This is a genomic window from Pseudoalteromonas sp. MQS005, from assembly GCF_001661605.1.
Taxonomy (GTDB): Bacteria; Pseudomonadota; Gammaproteobacteria; order Enterobacterales; family Alteromonadaceae; genus Pseudoalteromonas; species Pseudoalteromonas tetraodonis.
This window is the reverse complement of the sequence record NZ_LYRQ01000035.1, coordinates 1-17,753: the sequence shown is the minus strand read 5'-3', so window position 1 is coordinate 17,753 and position 17,753 is coordinate 1. Positions and strand designations below refer to the sequence as shown.

General features: G+C 44.9%; 17 protein-coding genes. 7 read left to right on the top strand and 10 right to left on the bottom strand.

Features of this window, described 5'->3' with window-relative positions; genetic code table 11:
* Nucleotides 1-29: 29 nt before the first annotated feature.
* The 7 genes from A9479_RS12830 to A9479_RS12800 all read right to left on the bottom strand — a co-directional run bounded on the left by A9479_RS12830 (nucleotide 30) and on the right by A9479_RS12800 (nucleotide 7,296).
* A complete protein-coding gene (locus A9479_RS12830; protein WP_013463829.1) occupies nucleotides 30-368 on the bottom strand; it encodes a DUF3802 family protein in 339 nt (112 codons plus the stop codon).
* A gap of 136 nt (nucleotides 369-504) precedes the next feature.
* Nucleotides 505-1,974, bottom strand: a complete 1,470-nt coding sequence (gene astD / locus A9479_RS12825; protein WP_064663600.1) for a succinylglutamate-semialdehyde dehydrogenase — start codon at nucleotides 1,972-1,974, stop codon at nucleotides 505-507.
* Between the two features lie 15 nt (nucleotides 1,975-1,989).
* Nucleotides 1,990-3,006, bottom strand: coding sequence for an arginine N-succinyltransferase (gene astA, locus A9479_RS12820; protein ID WP_013463827.1), 1,017 nt, complete (start codon nucleotides 3,004-3,006; stop codon nucleotides 1,990-1,992).
* 84 nt (nucleotides 3,007-3,090) lie between these two features.
* On the bottom strand, nucleotides 3,091-4,296 hold the full coding sequence (locus tag A9479_RS12815; RefSeq protein ID WP_024602228.1) for an aspartate aminotransferase family protein: 1,206 nt from the start codon (nucleotides 4,294-4,296) through the stop codon (nucleotides 3,091-3,093).
* 370 nt (nucleotides 4,297-4,666) lie between these two features.
* A complete protein-coding gene (locus A9479_RS12810) occupies nucleotides 4,667-5,827 on the bottom strand; it encodes an HDOD domain-containing protein (RefSeq protein ID WP_016900057.1) in 1,161 nt (386 codons plus the stop codon).
* 45 nt (nucleotides 5,828-5,872) lie between these two features.
* Entirely contained in the window at nucleotides 5,873-6,454 is a 582-nt protein-coding gene (locus A9479_RS12805) for an aminodeoxychorismate/anthranilate synthase component II (RefSeq protein WP_013463824.1), read from the bottom strand.
* A gap of 194 nt (nucleotides 6,455-6,648) precedes the next feature.
* The gene (locus A9479_RS12800; RefSeq protein ID WP_000854920.1) at nucleotides 6,649-7,296 is read right to left on the bottom strand and encodes a LexA family transcriptional regulator; all 648 of its coding nucleotides are present in this window, start codon (nucleotides 7,294-7,296) and stop codon (nucleotides 6,649-6,651) included.
* Nucleotides 7,297-7,413: 117 nt separating this feature from the next.
* Between A9479_RS12800 and A9479_RS12795 the strand changes: the two genes are divergently transcribed.
* The 7 genes from A9479_RS12795 to eexS are packed head-to-tail and all read left to right on the top strand — an operon-like array spanning nucleotide 7,414 to nucleotide 11,089.
* On the top strand, nucleotides 7,414-7,665 hold the full coding sequence (locus A9479_RS12795; protein WP_024015942.1) for a helix-turn-helix domain-containing protein: 252 nt from the start codon (nucleotides 7,414-7,416) through the stop codon (nucleotides 7,663-7,665).
* A 55-nt stretch (nucleotides 7,666-7,720) separates the two neighbouring features.
* Nucleotides 7,721-8,590 (top strand): hypothetical protein, encoded by an 870-nt coding sequence (locus A9479_RS12790; RefSeq protein ID WP_064663599.1) that lies wholly within the window; start codon nucleotides 7,721-7,723, stop codon nucleotides 8,588-8,590.
* Nucleotides 8,577-9,239: a DUF6475 domain-containing protein gene (locus A9479_RS12785; RefSeq protein ID WP_064663598.1), complete on the top strand. Its 663-nt coding sequence runs from the start codon at nucleotides 8,577-8,579 to the stop codon at nucleotides 9,237-9,239. Before A9479_RS12790 ends, A9479_RS12785 begins: the two co-directional genes overlap by 14 nt.
* A complete protein-coding gene (locus tag A9479_RS12780) occupies nucleotides 9,226-9,774 on the top strand; it encodes a lytic transglycosylase domain-containing protein (RefSeq protein WP_064663597.1) in 549 nt (182 codons plus the stop codon). Before A9479_RS12785 ends, A9479_RS12780 begins: the two co-directional genes overlap by 14 nt.
* Nucleotides 9,771-10,070: a flagellar transcriptional regulator FlhD gene (locus A9479_RS12775; protein WP_008843241.1), complete on the top strand. Its 300-nt coding sequence runs from the start codon at nucleotides 9,771-9,773 to the stop codon at nucleotides 10,068-10,070. Before A9479_RS12780 ends, A9479_RS12775 begins: the two co-directional genes overlap by 4 nt.
* Complete coding sequence (locus A9479_RS12770; protein ID WP_000566753.1) at nucleotides 10,067-10,600, top strand: FlhC family transcriptional regulator; 534 nt, start codon at nucleotides 10,067-10,069, stop codon at nucleotides 10,598-10,600. Before A9479_RS12775 ends, A9479_RS12770 begins: the two co-directional genes overlap by 4 nt.
* Before the next feature lie 57 nt (nucleotides 10,601-10,657).
* On the top strand, nucleotides 10,658-11,089 hold the full coding sequence (gene eexS, locus A9479_RS12765) for an entry exclusion protein EexS (RefSeq protein WP_007105462.1): 432 nt from the start codon (nucleotides 10,658-10,660) through the stop codon (nucleotides 11,087-11,089).
* A gap of 30 nt (nucleotides 11,090-11,119) precedes the next feature.
* Here eexS and A9479_RS12760 read toward each other — a convergent pair whose 3' ends face one another.
* From A9479_RS12760 to A9479_RS12750, 3 genes are read right to left on the bottom strand one after another with little or no spacing between them, the layout of a single operon-like run.
* Nucleotides 11,120-14,689 carry a conjugal transfer protein TraG N-terminal domain-containing protein gene (locus A9479_RS12760; protein WP_064663596.1) on the bottom strand — a complete coding sequence of 1,190 codons (3,570 nt, stop codon included), beginning with the start codon at nucleotides 14,687-14,689 and terminating at the stop codon, nucleotides 11,120-11,122.
* Nucleotides 14,690-14,692: 3 nt separating this feature from the next.
* A complete protein-coding gene (locus tag A9479_RS12755) occupies nucleotides 14,693-16,081 on the bottom strand; it encodes a conjugal transfer protein TraH (RefSeq protein WP_064663595.1) in 1,389 nt (462 codons plus the stop codon).
* Between the two features lie 2 nt (nucleotides 16,082-16,083).
* On the bottom strand, nucleotides 16,084-17,028 hold the full coding sequence (locus A9479_RS12750) for a thioredoxin family protein (protein WP_064663594.1): 945 nt from the start codon (nucleotides 17,026-17,028) through the stop codon (nucleotides 16,084-16,086).
* Nucleotides 17,029-17,753: the final 725 nt, after the last annotated feature.

The following is a 17,753-nucleotide window of genomic DNA, read 5'->3' as shown; positions in this document are numbered from 1 at the left end:
AATAAAGCGTGGTTTTAAAGGGGGAAATATTAACTAATAGCGTTATCAAATAAGTTTTTGACTAGCCCTGCAAACTCATCAATAAAAGCATGCTGTTCGACTGTGACGGTGTGAGAAGTCACACTGCTGAGTACTTCTTGTAAGTCGTAAACAATGCCATCAACTTCGCGTACAATTTGACTACGCTGCTCTGTAGATAGATCGGGGTGTTGTTGACAAATGCGTATGACATTTTCGGCAATTACATCTTCAATTAACTCAATAACCGTTGGTGCACCTGGCTTTATTTCACCTGGTTTTTCAAACAACGCTAAGTTCTGAGTTAGGTACATTATTAAGTCATCGTACCCTTGCCTGTTTAAAACCATTGTCTACTTACCTCAAAAATACTGGTTGCTTAATTTAAGCAGAAAGCACTGATAATTGCTAGCTTTGTGAGATTGCAGTACAAAAAAAGCAGCCGAAGCTGCTTTTTTAGTGATTTATTACTAGTTTAAAAATCAGTTAATCGATTTTTAAACCTGGGCTTAGTGTTGCTGGCATGGTTACTTTTTCAAGTTCCACAGACGCAACAGGGTATGCACAGTAGTCAGCGGCATAATAAGCGCTTGCTCTGTGGTTACCTGAGGCACCAATACCGCCAAACGGCGCTGCACTTGATGCACCGGTAATAGGACGGTTCCAGTTAACAATACCCGCACGGATACGACGTAAGAAATGATCGTAGTCAGCTTGGTTATCACTGAGTAAGCCTGCTGATAAACCAAAGCTCGTGTCGTTTGCTTTATCAATTGCTTGGTCAAAGTCATCAAAACGGAATACTTTTAGAAGCGGACCAAAATGCTCTTCATCTGGGAAGTCATTGATATTTGTACACTCAATAATACCCGGTGTAACAAAACCAGTGTTTGCTGTGTGCTCAAGTTCAACCAGCACTTCGCCACCCATGGCCTTTAACTCATCTTGTGCTTTAACCATTCCAGCGGCAGCGGCCGTTGAAATCATAGAGCCCATAAATGGTTGGTCAGCATCGTCATAATTACCAACTTTGATTGCTTTAGTGGCTGTAATTAGGCGTGCTAAAATTTCATCGCCTTTAGCACCTGTTGGTAAAAACAATTTACGCGCACACGTACAGCGTTGGCCGCTTGAGATAAACGCAGATTGCACAATATCGTGCACAACAGCAAGCGTATCTTCTGCATCTTTAACGATTAGCGGATTATTACCACCCATTTCAAGCGCTAAAATCTTACCTGGTTGACCTGCGAACTGCTCATGTAAAATATGACCCGTACGAGAAGACCCAGTAAAGAATAAACCATCAATGCCTTTGTGTGACGCCAATGCTTTACCTGTTTCAACCTCACCTTGTACAAGGTTAATAACCCCTGCTGGTAAACCGGCTTTTTCCCATAGTTTAAGGGTTAGCTCAGCCACCATAGGTGTTAGTTCAGAGGGTTTAAATACCACGGTATTACCAGCTAAAAGTGCAGGTACAATGTGGCCATTTGGTAAATGCCCAGGGAAGTTATAAGGACCAAATACAGCAACAACACCGTGTGGCTTATGGCGGATCATCGCACGGCCTTGCGGCATCGCGTTTTCAACGTCGCCGGTACGCTCTAAAAATGCTTTTTCAGCAATGGCAATTTTTCCGACCATGGCACCCGCCTCAGTACGCGTTTCCCAAAGTGGCTTACCTGTTTCTTGAGCTATTGCCACAGCCAACTCTTCGCTATGCTCTTTTAACGTTGCAGCAAAGGTTTTTACAATTTCTAAGCGCTGCGCAAAGCTTTTATCAGCCCAGCTATAAAATGCTTCACGCGCAGAGGCTACCGCGCTATTTACTTGCTCAGCGCTTGCAGCTGATGCCTGCCAAATAACATCGTTATTTGCAGGGTTAACTGAGTTAAATTCGGTGCCTTGGCCTGGTGACCATTGACCATTAATAAATTGTGCAGGATGAGTCATATACTTTCTCCTAAATTAAACTGGGGTAGCAGTAACAAAATCGCCCGATTTCAAATGTAATGCATCAGCAAGTTCTTGCGTAAGCACTAGGCTGTTTGATCGCGAATCAAATGTCATAGGAACAACGGTTGCTCTAAAATCTTCAAGCTTGTCATTGGCTAACAACACCATGGTATCGCCTGTCATTTCGCCAATTTCAACGCTAAAGTTTTGTGCATTGCGAATTGTCGCAATGTTATCTACTTTTGCTTCAACGGTTGGACCCGCATCAAAAATGTCAACGTAACCATTAAAAGTAAAACCTTCACTTTTTAATAGTTGAATTGCAGGGCGCGTATTGTCATGCACTTGACCTATAACCGCTTGCGCGTCTTTACTCAATAAGTTGACGTAAATTGGGTATTTAGGCATAAGCTCAGCAATAAATACTTTTTGCCCTATTCCCGTCAGATAATCTGCCGTTGGGAAGTCCATAGAGAAAAAGTGCTCTTCAAGCCACTGCCAAAATGGGCTACTACCGTTTTCGTCAGATACACCGCGCATTTCTGCAATAACGGTTTGTGCAAAGCGTTGTTGATGCTGTTTTATAAACATAAAACGTGCTTTTGAAAGCAGCTTACCGTTACAATTTTTACGATAGCCGTTTTTTAAAAACAGTGTGCACAGCTCTGTCGCCCCAGTGTAGTCATTACAAAGGGTGAGAATATCTACCGCTTTATACACATCTAGCGTGCGCGAAGAGTGAATCACTTTACTCAAATGATAATGATAAAATGCGTCATCTAAGCCAACTGCGGCTTCAATACCTGAAGTACCGACTACTTCACCAGTTTCAGTATCTTCAAGAACAAATAAGTAACCCTCATCACCTGGTTGTGATGTCGTTTTTGTAAATGAGTTAACTGAATGCGCTATCTTCTTTTGTAATAACTCTTCATTATTAGGCAAAGAAGTAAAGCCATGTCCCGACTCGTCGGCGATGGTTACTAAAGCTGCATAATCACTTTTTTGGATTGGGCGAAGGATCATCATGAATCCGCTTACTCCCTTATATATAACGGTAAATAGGAACTGCAAGGCAAACTAAGTTTGCCCCTAAAGAAGTTGAATTAGCAATTACGCATTTACAACGTGGGCTACTGCTTTTTCAAAGCGTGCCATACCTTCGCGAATATCCGCTTCTGGTATTACTAAAGAAGGTGTGAAACGAACCACATCAGCACCAGCAACCAATGACATTAAGCCATGCTCAGTACCGGCAACTAAAAACTCTTTTGCACGGCCTTTGTATTGCTCGTTTACCACAGCACCAATTAATAAACCTTGGCCACGAATTTCACTAAATACGTTGTACTTGTCGTTAATGGCATTTAATAGCTCAGTAAATAACGCCGACTTTGCTTTAACGCCCGCTAAAACTTCTGGGTTATTTACAGTATCAAATGCAGCTTCTGCAACTGCACACGCTAATGGGTTACCACCGTAAGTAGAACCATGTGTACCCACTTTAAGATGCTGTGCAATATCAGTGGTTGTTAGCATAGCGCCAATTGGGAAACCGCCACCGAGAGCTTTTGCTGAGGTTAAAATATCAGGCACTACGTTTAAACCTTGGTATGCGTATAGCTCACCTGTACGGCCAACACCTGATTGTACTTCATCAAAAATAAGCAATGCGTTGTGTTTAGTACATAAATCGCGAACGCCCTGTGCAAATTCGTCAGTTGGCGAAATGATACCGCCTTCACCTTGAATTGGCTCCATCATTACCGCACAGGTGTTATCGCTGATCAGTGCTTCAAATGCGGCAAGGTCATTGTAATCACAATGAACAATGTCGCCTGGCTTAGGACCAAAACCATCTGAATAGGCTGCTTGACCGCCTACAGTAACGGTGAAGAATGTACGGCCATGGAAACCTTTATTAAAGGCGATGATTTGCGATTTTTCTGCGCCAAATTTATCAAGCGCAAAACGACGCGCCAATTTAAGTGCCGCTTCGTTTGCTTCTGCGCCTGAGTTTGCAAAGTAAACTTTTTCAGCAAAGGTCGCATCAACCATTTTTTTAGCTAGGCGAAGTGCCGGCTCGTTGGTCATTACATTTGATAAATGCCAAATTTTTTCGCCTTGCTCTTTTAATGCGCCCACTAATGCAGGATGGCAATGGCCAAGACAGTTAACGGCAATACCACCAGCAAAGTCGATAAACTCTCGTCCTTGTTGATCCCATACACGAGAGCCTTCGCCTCGAACAGGAATTACGCTTGAAGGTGCGTAGTTAGGAACCATTACGTGATCAAATAATTCGCGATTGACTGTCATTTTATTTCCTCTTAATTGTGTGCATCACAAAGCAGTAGAATAGGGGTGTGATTATTGTTAATAACCAAATGTGCCGGCAAAAATTAATAGCTGTATATTTGCCTGAAACTACGTTGTGGTTCAATTTTCAGGCGCTCATTATTTCAGAAATTTAGGGGGATGTCTCTTCAAAAACTTTCATGTACCCCTTTAAAATAAAGGGCTTAAGATATTATTTCATAGATAGTGAATAACTATTTGAGAGCTAATTATGATGTGCATTTACCTTAGTGAGCGCCTCTACAACGAAAAAAGCATGGCGCTTATAAATCAACTGCACATGAATAAGTAGAATTAAAGTGAATGAATAGTCGCAAAAAAATTAACAGATTTAATCAATTTGAAGTGCCAAATTAGTAAAATTACCTGTTTTTAGGGTATCTAACTCTTTTTTAGTGAACTGATAATAGCTAAACCAGCTTTGTAATTCATCGTCTTCAATCAGCTGGTGCTCTTTTAAATTTAAATATTGAGAATAACAGCGAGCCTTTAAAATCACTTGCGATAATGGCAATAAACTATCGCCCTTTTCAACCCCATTCACTAACTGCTGCATAACACTGTTAAAGGGCAAATATTTGAACGACATGGTTTCTATGACCTTGGCGCTGACAAGCAGTGATTTTTCGTGTAGCAGTGTTGTTAAAAATAACGGATCTGGTTTTAGCTCTAATAGCGCGGTGTGTAGGTTTTTATCACCTTCTTCACGAGCACGCAGTACTTTGCGCTGCCATACCTGATCAAACACTTTTAGGTATAAGCGCACTAAAGCAATTTGCCCTACATTCAGTAACATGCCCAATGTAAACGCATGCATTGGGTTTACCCCGTTAAGCTGGGCAAGCGTTTGCGCTGCAATGGCACACGACATGGTGTTGTCTTTTAACCTGCGTTTTAATAACGTGAATGGTTCTGTGCTATGTGGCATCCAATGACGCACTGCAAAAGTAGGCACTACCAGTTGCAGGTTGTCTAAGCCCAAATAACGTAATGCCAACGCTGGGGTATCTACTTTGACTGAGGTGCCTTTACTGCGTTGCTTACGATAAAAAGGTAAATTAACTAAGGTAACCAGCTCTCGCCCCAACCAACTTAAATCGTTAATTAGCGGCTCTAGACGGCCAACCGAGGCGGCGCGAGTAGCCAGTATATCGAGTATGGCGCACACGTTATCTTCTATGCCAATGGTGTCTTTAATCACAAAATCGATGTCTTCAAGACGTTTAGCAATCACGCTTTCAATAACGGTATGGAGTTTTTGACTGGTTTTAGCCTGTAACTTTTGATGTGAAGAGCTTTTTTGTTGGCGCTTTTGCTGCGCAGCTACTTCTACTTCTAATAAGGTGCGTTTTTTAACGGGTTTGCCGTCATTAAGATCTAAGGTATGAATAAAGCCAATTTGCTGATTGGCAAAACTATGACCCAGTAGCAAATCATGCGCTCGTTGGTTTAGCACATTAACAATACGCTGTTGCTGCAATATGTCGGTCATAAGCTCTATCTTAGGGCAAAAAGTAAATAGCTTGCAGGTATAAGCCTAGAAGCGCGTTAAAAAGTTATCAAGTAAAGCTAAGCCCTGCTCGGTCAAAATCGCTTCAGGGTGAAATTGCACACCTTCAAGTGCGAGCTCGTTATGTAATAATCCCATAATTTCATCACGCTGCCCAGCGATGCTTTGAGTCCATGCTGTTACTTCTAACTCCTTTGGCAATGAGTGCGCTTCAACAATTAATGAATGGTAGCGGCACACCGTAAGTGGATTAGGTAGGCCTTTAAACATGCCTTGGTGCTGATGATAAATAGGCGATGTTTTTCCATGCATAACCTGTTTAGCTCGCACTACTTTACCACCTAGCACTTGAGCAATGGTTTGGTGCCCCAAACAAATACCTAATATAGGATAAACTCCTTTAAACTGCTCTACCACAGATAACGACACTCCCGCTTCAGTCGGGTTTTTAGGTCCTGGAGAAATCACAATATGATCTGGGTTTAACTGTTTGATCTCACTCAGCGTTATTTGGTCGTTACGTTTTACCAACACGTCTTGATCTAAGCGCTGAAAATACTGTACCAAGTTATAGGTGAACGAGTCATAGTTATCGATCATAAGTAGCATACAGGCATTACCTCATTGTTTTAATTGTAAATTTTATCACAGCGATGGTAACCATACCCGCATTCATACCCGCAATTTCAATCAGTGCTTATTTACACACATATCAATAAAAATTTAAAAACCGGAGTCCAACATTGAGCTACAACCGGTTCGCTCAGAATCAGAGTTCAAGGACAAAACTTACTAGGGCCATACTACCAGAAATCGATGATAGCTTGTCGTACTACACCGATGATGGTGCAGTTGCCGTTGATCGGTATTGCCGGGTATTGCGGGTTCAAAGGTTTTAGATACTTCTGTTCACCATCAATAACCAACTGCTTAAAGGTTGCTTCTTTCGAATCATCCAAACGCGCAACAACCAATGAACCTGAAGAGTAAGGTAACTCAGGATCAACAACGATCACTGCCCCCTCAGGTATGGATTTTTTCCCGCTTGGATTTTCCATACTGTCGCCTTTTACGCGAAGTGCGAAACAACCCTCATGTGCTTTCCCAGTGACTTCACGCCACTCTTCAGCATCTTCATGGGCAAATCCCTCCGCTATTTCAGTCCAATCACCGGCCTGAACCCAGTTAATGAGAGGAATTCTTCCCTTAATATCAGGCCCGACTTCTACATTACCGACCCCCAAGCCAATCTCGCCATCACCTGTGGCGAGCCAATGAGCATTCACGCGAAGCGCCTCCGCGATCTGCATGGTGTAACGAGACCTAGCCGATTTACCAGAGCAAATCTGGCTGATCGACTGCTGTTTGATACCAATGCGACGAGCCAACTCAGACTGAGTTACCCCAGTAAGCTGCAAGGCATGGTTTAGTCGTTCGGATAAAGTTTTCATAAGCCCGCATTCTACAAATAAAACTGTAGTCTTTCAACAATTTTAACTGTTGACTTATCTACAGTTTAAACTGTAACATTCAATCTTGTAACAGTTATTATTGTAACAGGAGACGGTATGGAAGTGTTCAAAACGACACAAAAACATCTCCGCCGTGCCATTGACTTGGTCGGCGGGCAATCAGCATTAGCAAGAGCCATCAACTCAAAACAGCAAAACGTCTGGTTTTGGTTGAATAAATCAGGGCGTGTTCCCGCTGAATTCGTTTTACCCATCGAACAAGCTACGCAAGGACAGGTAACCCGATCTCAGTTAAGACCGGACATCTATCCCGAATGCCCAAGCGAGCTGAAAGCCAGTAACCAGTAGGATTAAGGGCAAATAATGGTCAGCATTTTACGTAAACACAAAAGCGAGTTCCTCCATGCGTGATTATGGCAAGGTCTATACCCGCTTTTGGCTAAAGCAAAATGTTTTGTCCTGGAGTGACTCAGCGAAGTTGCTAGGACTGTATTTGCTTACATGCCCGCATTGTAATTTGCTTGGCTGCTTTCGACTGCCGATTGGTTACGTTGCTTCTGACTTGAACTGGGATGAGCAACAGGTTGCCAAGACGTTAAGTGAGTTAGAACAAGATCAGTTCCTGATTCGTTGCGAGGCATCTGGTTGGACTTTGATTCGAAGCTTTCTGAAGCACAACCCAATCGAAAACCCAAACCAAGGTAAGGCAGCCTTTCGGTTGCTTAAAGATGTACCTGCCGACTTCATTGGTATGGCATCGCTTTTGAAATCTCTTGCCGCTTTTCAAGCTCGGCTACCAGAAGAATTTTCATCATTGTTTATGCCTGATGGCAACCCGGTAAGGGACTCTCAACGGTCGGATGACTCTGAGAGAAGCAATAAACCAACAGTTAAAACTGTTGACCAGATACAGTTTGAAGACTTCTGGGATGTACAAATACGCAAAGAAAAAAAAGCGAAAGCCAAAGAAGAATGGCTACGCATGGGCCTCAATGAAGACCATGAACTCGCCTTGGAAGTGCTAACACGCTGGAAAGAGCAACGAGACAACCGATTACAGTATCAAGATCGGACTAAGACCCCTATGCCACATAACTGGCTTTTAAACCGGCAATGGGAAGACGAGTACGTTCGCATTGATGAAGTACAGCAATCATCGACGAGCCTAAAGGGCAGCAATCACCAATTGAATATTGAAGAAAGCAATCGCCGCATTGCTGAAAGCTGGGCCGGACCAGGTATTCGGGAGGTTCGTTCAAGTGCAGGAGGTTGATAAACGCGAGTTTGCTGAAGTTTGGGGAGCTGCTTGGGCCATGTATGGCAAAAGCGTATCACCACAATTGCTATCCATCGCATTTGAAGCCCTTCGTGCTTATAGCATTGAAGAAGTGCGAATCGGTCTGACTCGGCATATTCAATCACCGGATACTGGGCAATTTTTTCCAAAGCCCGCTGACGTCATCAAGCATATCGATGGCAACTCGGGTTCAAGAGCCATGATTGCTTGGAACAAAGTTGACAAGGCTGTTCGTCAGGTTGGCGCTTGGACATCCGTGATGTTTGACGATGCGCTTATCCACCGCGTTATTTCAGACATGGGGGGATGGGTTGAACTCTGCAAGGTAGATGATAGGGAATACTCCTTTAAGCAAAAAGAGTTTTTAACACGCTACCAGGCTTACTTGCTACGGGACGAAGTGGGTGAATACCCAAGGCTATTACAAGGTATTGCAGACCATCAGAACCAGCAAAAAGGATTTGATATGCAAGCGCCGGTTGCCGTGGGCGACTGGTCAAAAGCAGCACAAGTTTATACAAGAGGCATCGCCGACTTTAGCGCAGTGCCTTTAAAAAGAATAAGCCCGAAAGCCATTCAGGCGCTTCTCGGAAATCAATTAGAGGACAAAAATGAAAACGATTAAAGCAAAAACCATTGCCCTAGTGATAGCCATGTCCGCAAGCACTTCAGTCTATGCGTTTCCGGGCTATCAGTGGGAAAAAGCAGCACAAAGCGTTGGTATTGATCCAGTCATGCTCTACGCCGTTGCCTTGGCTGAGTCGGCCTCACATCGTGGTCTCAACATGACCAGTCCATGGCCATACGCAATTCGCAATGGCTCAAACGCAACCTACGCCAAATCTAAGACAGAAGCAGAGCAACTGTTAAACCAGGCACTGCAAGAGACTGAAAAATATCAGCTCGATATTGGCCTTATGCAAATCAATTTGCATTGGTATGGGCATCGGGTGAGCTCAGCAGCGGAACTGCTAGACCCCATCACCAACCTTACGGTCGGCTCAAGTATTTTGGCCGAAGCAATTAAGTCTTCACCAAATGATTTAGAGCTTGGCATAGGCCGCTATCACAGCTGGAACGAAGAGCGTGCACGCTGGTATGGGCAAAGAGTGCTTTCTATTTATCGCAATATTTTACATGAACTGGAGGTCCGTCAATGACAACCAATCAACAAGACTTCTATCAATTAAATTTGGCATACCTACACGCAGCACGGGAATTGGCGCGAATTGATCCGCAAGAGGCCGTCTTGCGCTTTGGACTTACACGCGACGTGGTTGATGCTCTGATTAATGCTGGTGTTGACGACCTGCAACGAGTGGCGACCTCATCATTCATGCTGTTTCAACCAAGGGGTAACCAAAGCCAACTGATTGAGATGGTGAAGAGCAAAGGCACAGGTATCCCAAGAATCGCTTATTTATTATCAACCCTAAACAACAAGGGGGATTCATGATTGATAACCTGTCCAAAAGTGAGCTATTTACCCGAGCCTCGCTGCTTATTAAATACGGATTTCGAACAACCATCATCGCGCTCGATACAGGTTTGCCAATCCACATTATCAGAAGGCTCCACAAAGAAGTGACTGGCAAGTCACCTTGTCCTGGTCAATTGCCAGAATCTGATGCCATCGTTAAAAGTAGAAGAGCCTTAGTTGAAGGCTCTCTGCTGATGGCGCTTTATGTCAATATTGGTGGTGACAATGTCTACAAGCAATTAAATATTGATGCTTTGATGAAGGCTTACGATGCGTACTTGGTTGCAAGAGAAGAAGCAGATCTTCCAGCTGAGATCCCATGGAAAAAACTAACCATCAATGAAGGTTGGGTTCTAGCTCGTGATTTAAGATCACAGCTTGCATCCTTACACCGGTGTCGGTGCGGCAGTCTGTATTTGACGGTATCACAACAGCGCATTCAGCTTAAATGTCCTGTGTGTGAGATTATGGCCGAGCAAACCACTAGAGCACTTTTTGAGAACTAACATGCTGATGCATGATTTGATTGTGCACCGCCCGTGCACTTTGAGAGTACTAAGAAGATGACAAACTTACTTAAATCTTTACCAGCACGCTGCTGGTTTATATCTCTGGGGCTTTTTCTGGCGACTTTGGCTGCGGCTCATTTTTTTCCATCAGAAATATTAACAGCATTTGCCAAGTTAGCGGCTTTGCCATTTCTGATTTGCACCATCGTTTTTTTCAGCTACTTGGGATTCAAAGCGACCTGTAATCCCATCGGACTTATAGCCATCATCACTCTGCTTGTAGCAATCGCATATTGGCAAGCGAGTTGGACAATTGTTGGATTGGGACTCTTTTTCTTAGCTATTTGTACTGGAATTAGATTCTTGAGCAGCCAAGTTAAAGATTCGGGTAGAACTTTGAGCATTGAAGAAAAATGGTATTGGTATAAGCTCCATTCGTTTTTTGATGGCTTTTATCCAAGGTATCCCAAAAAACCAAAAAAGTAGCCAGCCTACCACGCTGACTACCTTCTATTTCTAGTTCCTTCCTGATGCCTGGTTATAGGCCCTAATATCAATCAAGTTGTTCTGAGCATAATCTCCCGCAAGGGAAGCATTTGAGATCACCGCTATCTGCTTATCCACAAATGCTTTATCTTCTTCAGACACACTGTCAGGGATGTAAGCGCCACTCTCATCCTTTTGACGATACTCATTTAGCATTTGCTCCCTTAGACCAAGCATTTCAGGCGACCAACTCGATGAGTCTTCAGAGTTGAATACGCGCCCTGCCAAACCTTCATTGAAAGCTTGAGCGAACACTTGACTTTGAATCGGGGTCAATCCCATTCTCTGCCCTTCGCTGTATGCTTCCTGTTTAAAATCATCGGCGTACTGTTCTAAGAACTCACCATACCGATTGTTAACTGCCGCACCAAATGCCCCCGCCAACATGGCTTCAGACTTAGTGCCCCAGTTAACTTCGGAGGCATACTGCGAACTCGATCCACTGTATGCATCATTAAACGCCGTCAAAGGGTTCTCCAAAGAGGTTCCGGCATCAACGGCGGCTTTTAACCCATCCCATGTTGATTTGCTGGCCACCGTTGCATTGTGCAAGAAACCTCGTGAGCCAGGTTCTGCAAGGGCTTGCTCCTTGTAACTCTCATAGTCTTCGCCAAAATGATTCAAGGTATGCAATGCTGCATCAGTATGCTTGCCACTGAAATCACCAATAGCACTGGCGCTGTTGAAGAACATTTCAGCACCAGAGACTCCCCTATCATCAGCCATAATGCGAGATCGCCACTGAGAGCCAGCTTCACTGTTTAGTCCAGATTGATAGGTACTTGTGTCAGAAGCTACGGCCTGCTGGGCTTGTTGCTGATGCGCATTCAGCTGTCCATCTACACCAGACAGATTGGCTTGGTAAGCTGATTGAGCTGAGTTGAACTGCGTTTGAACTGTTGCAGCATCCTCATAGCCTCCCAGAACACCCGATTCCACTTGGCTTTGAGTGCCTCCAAAAGTAGGTGCTGTTGATGACAAGCCTTCATTAGAGCGCGGTTGAATAGATCGTAAATCGGCTCCGGTAGCCATGGCCATAACAGTCATTGCTGCTTGATAATCATTGTCTCGTTCAGCGGGCGTTGAGGAGTTGCTATAGGTTAAAGACTCCATAGCTGCGGCCACATACGCCTGATTATCATCAGGTAGCAAGCGCTGATACATTGGAAGGTTTTCACGTAATCGGTTACCTGCTTCAACATGCTGGTTCATATAGCGACCTAAATAATCCATGACTTCAGGATTATCCGCTGCTAATCGAGTTAACGTCGCACCATCCGTGTTCCTTTGTCCTGATAGACTGTAGCTGGCCTGATCAAGCTCACTAAAGCGGTTTGATGCCGTTATAACGTCTTGTGCTGAACTCTGAAGTGACTGATAGTCTTGATTAGACAACGACATCTCAACGCCAGAGCGTCTTGAATCTGAAAGGTCCTTAACCATCGCATCGCGAAACTCAGCACGTCGTGAATCACTCGATGCCAAGCTTTCCATCTCCCCAGTGAGCGTATTTGCCGTCGTAGACCGAGAACTGCCTTCTGACGACTCAACTTGGCCACTAAAGTTACCACCTAGATCCAACCCAGCTCGTACCCTTGATAGTTTTGGTACACGAGATGAATCTGGCTTATCAACTCCAGGCAAATTACCTTGTGGAGAATCATTGCCTCCCGTTCCAAGAAGCCTCCCAAGAAAACCCTTATCGGCAACTTCTTTCTCACCGGGATTAGTAATGGTTCCATCGCCACCAACCCTTAGTCCGCCAGATAACACGCCCGATACCAAGCCACGTACAGCGTCTTTTTTATCGTCTCCGAAACCATACCGTGTTTGCAGGTCATCAGTGACCTGATTAACAACGGCGCTAGATGCGGAATTAGAAGAACCAATCTGACGTCCAACCGAAGAAAGGTTGTCGTAACTTAGCTTTTCACCAAAAGTTCGGCTCATGGTATTGCCAACTTGACGGCTAAAGGCTTGAGTTGCCTGAGTCATGGATTCTTTTGCCGAGCCGACCATTGAACCCACTGCGTTTCCGACAGAGAAACTGCTTAGTAGGTTTGACGCGCCGGTCATAGCAGAACCCGTAAGGGCTGAATTTTGGAACATTGACTGTGATTGCATCACCGGGGCATTTTTCGCGACATCTGGACTTGCCATCTTTTCATCAATTGCATCACCGTTTTGAAGACGTCCAGCCAAGTGGGTAGCGGTTATTGCTGAGCCATACACGAGCATGAGCGAAATCGCCGGAACACTCGACGCCAACATGCCGCCAGTAGCTATCCAGGTTTGCAGCACTGAATCCATCTGCATCATCCCAGCAAAAGATGGCACTTCTGTACCTGCAAAGGCATCAAGAGCCGACATTTTCCCAGCTACAGTTAAATGGACATATAGGTTAATGATGGCCATGACAGGCATCCAAAGTTGAATCCAAAGCAGGATTAACAAGTACTTCCCGGCCATTCGCATCCCGATTTGGCCAAGGGCAATCACAAAGGCCATCAATGGGGTGATGGCGTAAATGAAACCCTCAAAAAACGTCATCATCGGACGAACGATACTTTGGAACAGGGTCTGCTCCGCCGCCCATTGCGTATTGCGCTGCTCAATCGCTTGGTTAACCATCACGGCTGCGGTGAAAGCTTGATCATCCATATACTTGCCCGTCACGCTTTGCTCATAAATAGGCAAAAGCACCGACGCGGTCATGTACTCTTGGGTGTTAACCGAGGCCAAACCAAGATTATTCAGTGCATTTCGAATCACGTCATCAGTATCCGTTGCTGACGAAGTCCCCAATGAGGCTGACAAAACCTGTTTAAGCCTTGGAATGAAGGTTGATTCTGTCATGAGTTTCAGTTGGCTATAGGCATCGGTGCAGTCCAGATCGCTACTGCTACCACTGAGCATGATGCGTGTGCCATATATGCGCGAATCAAACCTAATCGCAGTCATCGGGTTAGGATCACTCAGCACCTGATCTAGGTTCTTTTGGCCGATGTCGATGCCAATCAAGGTGCATTCTTTGATGTAGTTAAACCACGATTGCTCGATATCTGAGCCACCGACACGATTTGCATCACCCAACCCAGAGCGATCCATCACCTGTTTTCTCACTTTAATCAGTGACTGTAAACTGGATGCAAAGCCGTATTCCGTCATGGCGGGAGTTGAGAACGCCGTTTCAAACAATCGCGTGATTTGAAAGCCAACAGTCGAAATCGTACTACCTGCGGCAGCAACACCGATGGGCACATTATCAACCACTCGAACTTGTCCCGTGTACGCATCCTCAATGCTCACTCGGGTACTGGGCCCAAACATGGTTGCAAAGACTAGCCATGAGACTAAAACGTGTTGAAAGTTAATCCCACGACCACCTTGCATTAAGGCCTGAACAGAGACCATCAATACCCCAATGAGCAAGCCAATGCGAACCATTGAAGTAAAGTCGCCTGTACCAGTGATCATCGCGACAGCGTTCAGGACCTGCTCTAAAAAAGCCGAATCCCCGATGGAATAGATTTCCCACATGACCTATTCCCCCAGCGCCGTAGATTTAACGGTGTAATAACGCTGTTTGCGAATGGTCTGAATCACCTGGTTAAAATGCGCCAGCAATTCTTGCTCTGAGCCGTATCTTCGCTGCAACGCAGCGTACTCCTCATTGATTTGGCGACGTGCACGTTCAAGGTCTTCAGTTAACAACTTCGCATAGGCATGATCTTCCACACCGGAGGTGCTTCTAGCTGCATTGAGCATGTCTTCAACCAATGCTCGCGCCATCTCAACAGCAATAAATGGTGCCGCTCGTGAAGCAAACGACCTAGCGGCCCCTTCATTTAATGCAGAAAGTGTTCGAATCATGCCGCCAATGCTCGCAGGAGCCGATGTCATAAAAGCCTTTTCGGTGGTGCTAGCAGCCCCTGTATTTCTAGCAAACTTAAAAATTATGCCGTTACTGGAACCTGTACCAAGAAGTAAATTTTCTACTTGGGTTGATAACCCCGTCAGGGTCACGTTAGTGATTGTCGGATTCAGACAGCCGTCTTGTGTCACTGTGTCACATCGGTACATAGCGACGTTACCGCCGTGAATTAGATGCTCAATAGTCACTTTATTGCCATTCAGTCTGGTCAGTTTCGGGGCTTTACCTTGGCCATCAGCCGCATTCGCTAAATCACCAACGATGATCGAACCAGTCACCGACATAACCGCTTCAAGAAAACGGTCATCCCCCGATGCAAACCAGCTTGATGCCGAGTGACGTTTCAGTGCTCGCCAGACCAAGTTACCTTTAATCGTTTTGTTCACATCAGATGCCGCGACACTTGAAGCATTCTCATAAGGGTTCTTACCGTTGGACTCACTCCAACTGGTAAAAATGTCTCCAGCCCCTTTAAGTGAGCTCAACATGCTGGCTTCTGTTTGCCCCTTTTTACCAAAAGCAGCCAGGGTATCGTTCACGACTCCCTGAGCCATTTGACAGGAATTGCCGAAATACTCGTTCAACTGCTGGATTTTCTTTTGCAGAGTCTCCATGTGCTGGGAACATTTCTCACACATAGCACTGAGCGCCAATTGGAATGCGTACCCCTTGGCATTTGCCGCTACAGAACGAAGTAATTGAACAAACTGATCAGCATTAACAAATGACAAACTTCCAGCGAACATATCAATGCCGCCACAACCTGCTTGGAATGATGGAGGCACCATAGAGACGAGGTTCTCGTTCATGATTCTGTTACGGACAACAACACTTCCGCCAGATATAACGCCACGCCGCTGACTCTCGAATACACCAGGCGCAGTGGTGTTGGTCATTGAACCAAATAACTGGTTCATCTCCTGTTGCAAGCTTGCTTGGCTTATAGAAGAAAAACCAATCGCACAGGCGATTAGCGATACTTGGAATACTTTTTTCATCGTTATAACCCTCCTTGTGCACGCAGATAGCGAACAAGGAACTCAGGGTCCTGTAATATCTTCTCGTTAAGCTCTTGGGCTGACATCGCGAGTGACACGCCGGGCTGAACAGGTCTGGTTGCATAGTAAGTTTGATCGTCAATCCAACCGGCTTGATGGGCTGCTAGAATGATTCGATTATTGAGCTCATCAAGGCTCATTGCACCTTGGCCAATTGGAGTAATAACATTAGGCGGGTCTACTAAGAACACAGCTGGAACAGTCGTAACGGACAGGGATTGAGCTTGTCCTGAATCGACTTTGTAGTTTGGAAATTCTCCACCAGGTAAAGGCAAGCCATCGACAGCAATAGCAAACACCTTGAAACCGTAGTTCAAGGCCATGGACTCAATAATTGGCGCTTGAGCATGGCAGTAAGGGCAATCCGAACGATAGAAGAAGAACAAGCCAGCCCGTTTTGCTATCTCACCTAAAGCAACATCCCGTTGAGCACCAGCTTCTCGATCCATCCGATTGGCAGCATAGGTCGCCAAGGGTCTGCGACTGATTTCATCCAAAACAGGATCGCCCATGACCACCTGCTGGCTAACATCAGCAAATAGTGAGCCCTTATCCATCATAACGCGCTGAAGATACAGATAGGCTCTGACGTTCTCATTCGTAGGCTCATCAATTGCCTTGTCCATAAACGATTGCATATGCTCTCGGAACCATGCGGCACTGAAGGGCTTTAGCTCACTCTGACTGGACTCCACGACACCAGCTTCCGGCTCTATCAGCTCATCAGGCTGCTCAGGTTCAGGAATGACCTGATACCAAAACCAGCCTTCCTGACCACGCTGATAGAATTGCCCATCACTGGCATGGGCGGGCAAGATGAATAGCAAGAAAATAATGATTGGGATGGTCACCCATAGGATGAACCAAGGGAACAAGGGGGTTCTCATTGTCAGCTCCAGAAAATTTCATAGAGCTAACATGCTAATGATCCCGGTAAGAGCGATTGGCCAGATAGATGAATGAATCGTGTGTTTTTCTGACTAGCTGTTGTGACCAGTAACAACAGCTAATTTTAACGAGCCAAATTTATGATTGGACCGCTTTGAGCGAAAAGCAGAAATTTCTCTCCGCATCATAGTACTCATGCGAAAGTATGCTTTGCTTGATAGAGCGGACATTAACGCCTGAAGTTGGACGGGCTTTTAACCGCAAAATGGCATGTGTCTCAACCACAGTGTCCAGCATCCATTCGTCGAGTTGATTGTCACTCGGATCGTGCTTCTCAGTAAGGCAAGCTAACTTTTTACTACAACAATCATCTTCAAAGCGATCTGCTTCTATTGATTTCCGTAGATCACGCAATTAAGTTGGATTGACAATGTTAGGGGGCGCTAATTTGTCCTTGCTCTGTAGATTAAATATGACTATTCATATCGACATAAGCTCAATGCAACTTGACAGTTTTGTTTTTTGAGCTTAGATTGATATTTTTAATAAGTTTCTAATTTACTGGTTGGCTCAACTTGTTTTAAAAACACGGCGCGCTGGTGCGACTGTTTCATAATGAGCGAGTCCTACAGGCAAATCAGTTGCTGGATTGTTTCTGAATTTGATTTTGGCTTTCTATCTAAATTATCGGTCCTACCCTTTTGATATCAATCGGAGCCTCCGG

Coding starts and splice junctions, on each gene's coding strand:
- astD (WP_064663600.1), bottom strand. CDS start 1,974: ATGACTCATCCTGCACAATTTATTAATGGTCAATGGTCACCAGGCCAA.
- A9479_RS12755 (WP_064663595.1), bottom strand. CDS start 16,081: ATGAAAAAAGTATTCCAAGTATCGCTAATCGCCTGTGCGATTGGTTTT.
- A9479_RS12790 (WP_064663599.1), top strand. CDS start 7,721: ATGCGTGATTATGGCAAGGTCTATACCCGCTTTTGGCTAAAGCAAAAT.
- A9479_RS12750 (WP_064663594.1), bottom strand. CDS start 17,028: ATGAGAACCCCCTTGTTCCCTTGGTTCATCCTATGGGTGACCATCCCA.
- A9479_RS12830 (WP_013463829.1), bottom strand. CDS start 368: ATGGTTTTAAACAGGCAAGGGTACGATGACTTAATAATGTACCTAACT.
- A9479_RS12775 (WP_008843241.1), top strand. CDS start 9,771: ATGACAACCAATCAACAAGACTTCTATCAATTAAATTTGGCATACCTA.
- A9479_RS12810 (WP_016900057.1), bottom strand. CDS start 5,827: ATGACCGACATATTGCAGCAACAGCGTATTGTTAATGTGCTAAACCAA.
- astA (WP_013463827.1), bottom strand. CDS start 3,006: ATGATGATCCTTCGCCCAATCCAAAAAAGTGATTATGCAGCTTTAGTA.
- A9479_RS12805 (WP_013463824.1), bottom strand. CDS start 6,454: ATGCTACTTATGATCGATAACTATGACTCGTTCACCTATAACTTGGTA.
- A9479_RS12800 (WP_000854920.1), bottom strand. CDS start 7,296: ATGAAAACTTTATCCGAACGACTAAACCATGCCTTGCAGCTTACTGGG.
- A9479_RS12795 (WP_024015942.1), top strand. CDS start 7,414: ATGGAAGTGTTCAAAACGACACAAAAACATCTCCGCCGTGCCATTGAC.
- eexS (WP_007105462.1), top strand. CDS start 10,658: ATGACAAACTTACTTAAATCTTTACCAGCACGCTGCTGGTTTATATCT.
- A9479_RS12780 (WP_064663597.1), top strand. CDS start 9,226: ATGAAAACGATTAAAGCAAAAACCATTGCCCTAGTGATAGCCATGTCC.
- A9479_RS12770 (WP_000566753.1), top strand. CDS start 10,067: ATGATTGATAACCTGTCCAAAAGTGAGCTATTTACCCGAGCCTCGCTG.
- A9479_RS12760 (WP_064663596.1), bottom strand. CDS start 14,689: ATGTGGGAAATCTATTCCATCGGGGATTCGGCTTTTTTAGAGCAGGTC.
- A9479_RS12815 (WP_024602228.1), bottom strand. CDS start 4,296: ATGACAGTCAATCGCGAATTATTTGATCACGTAATGGTTCCTAACTAC.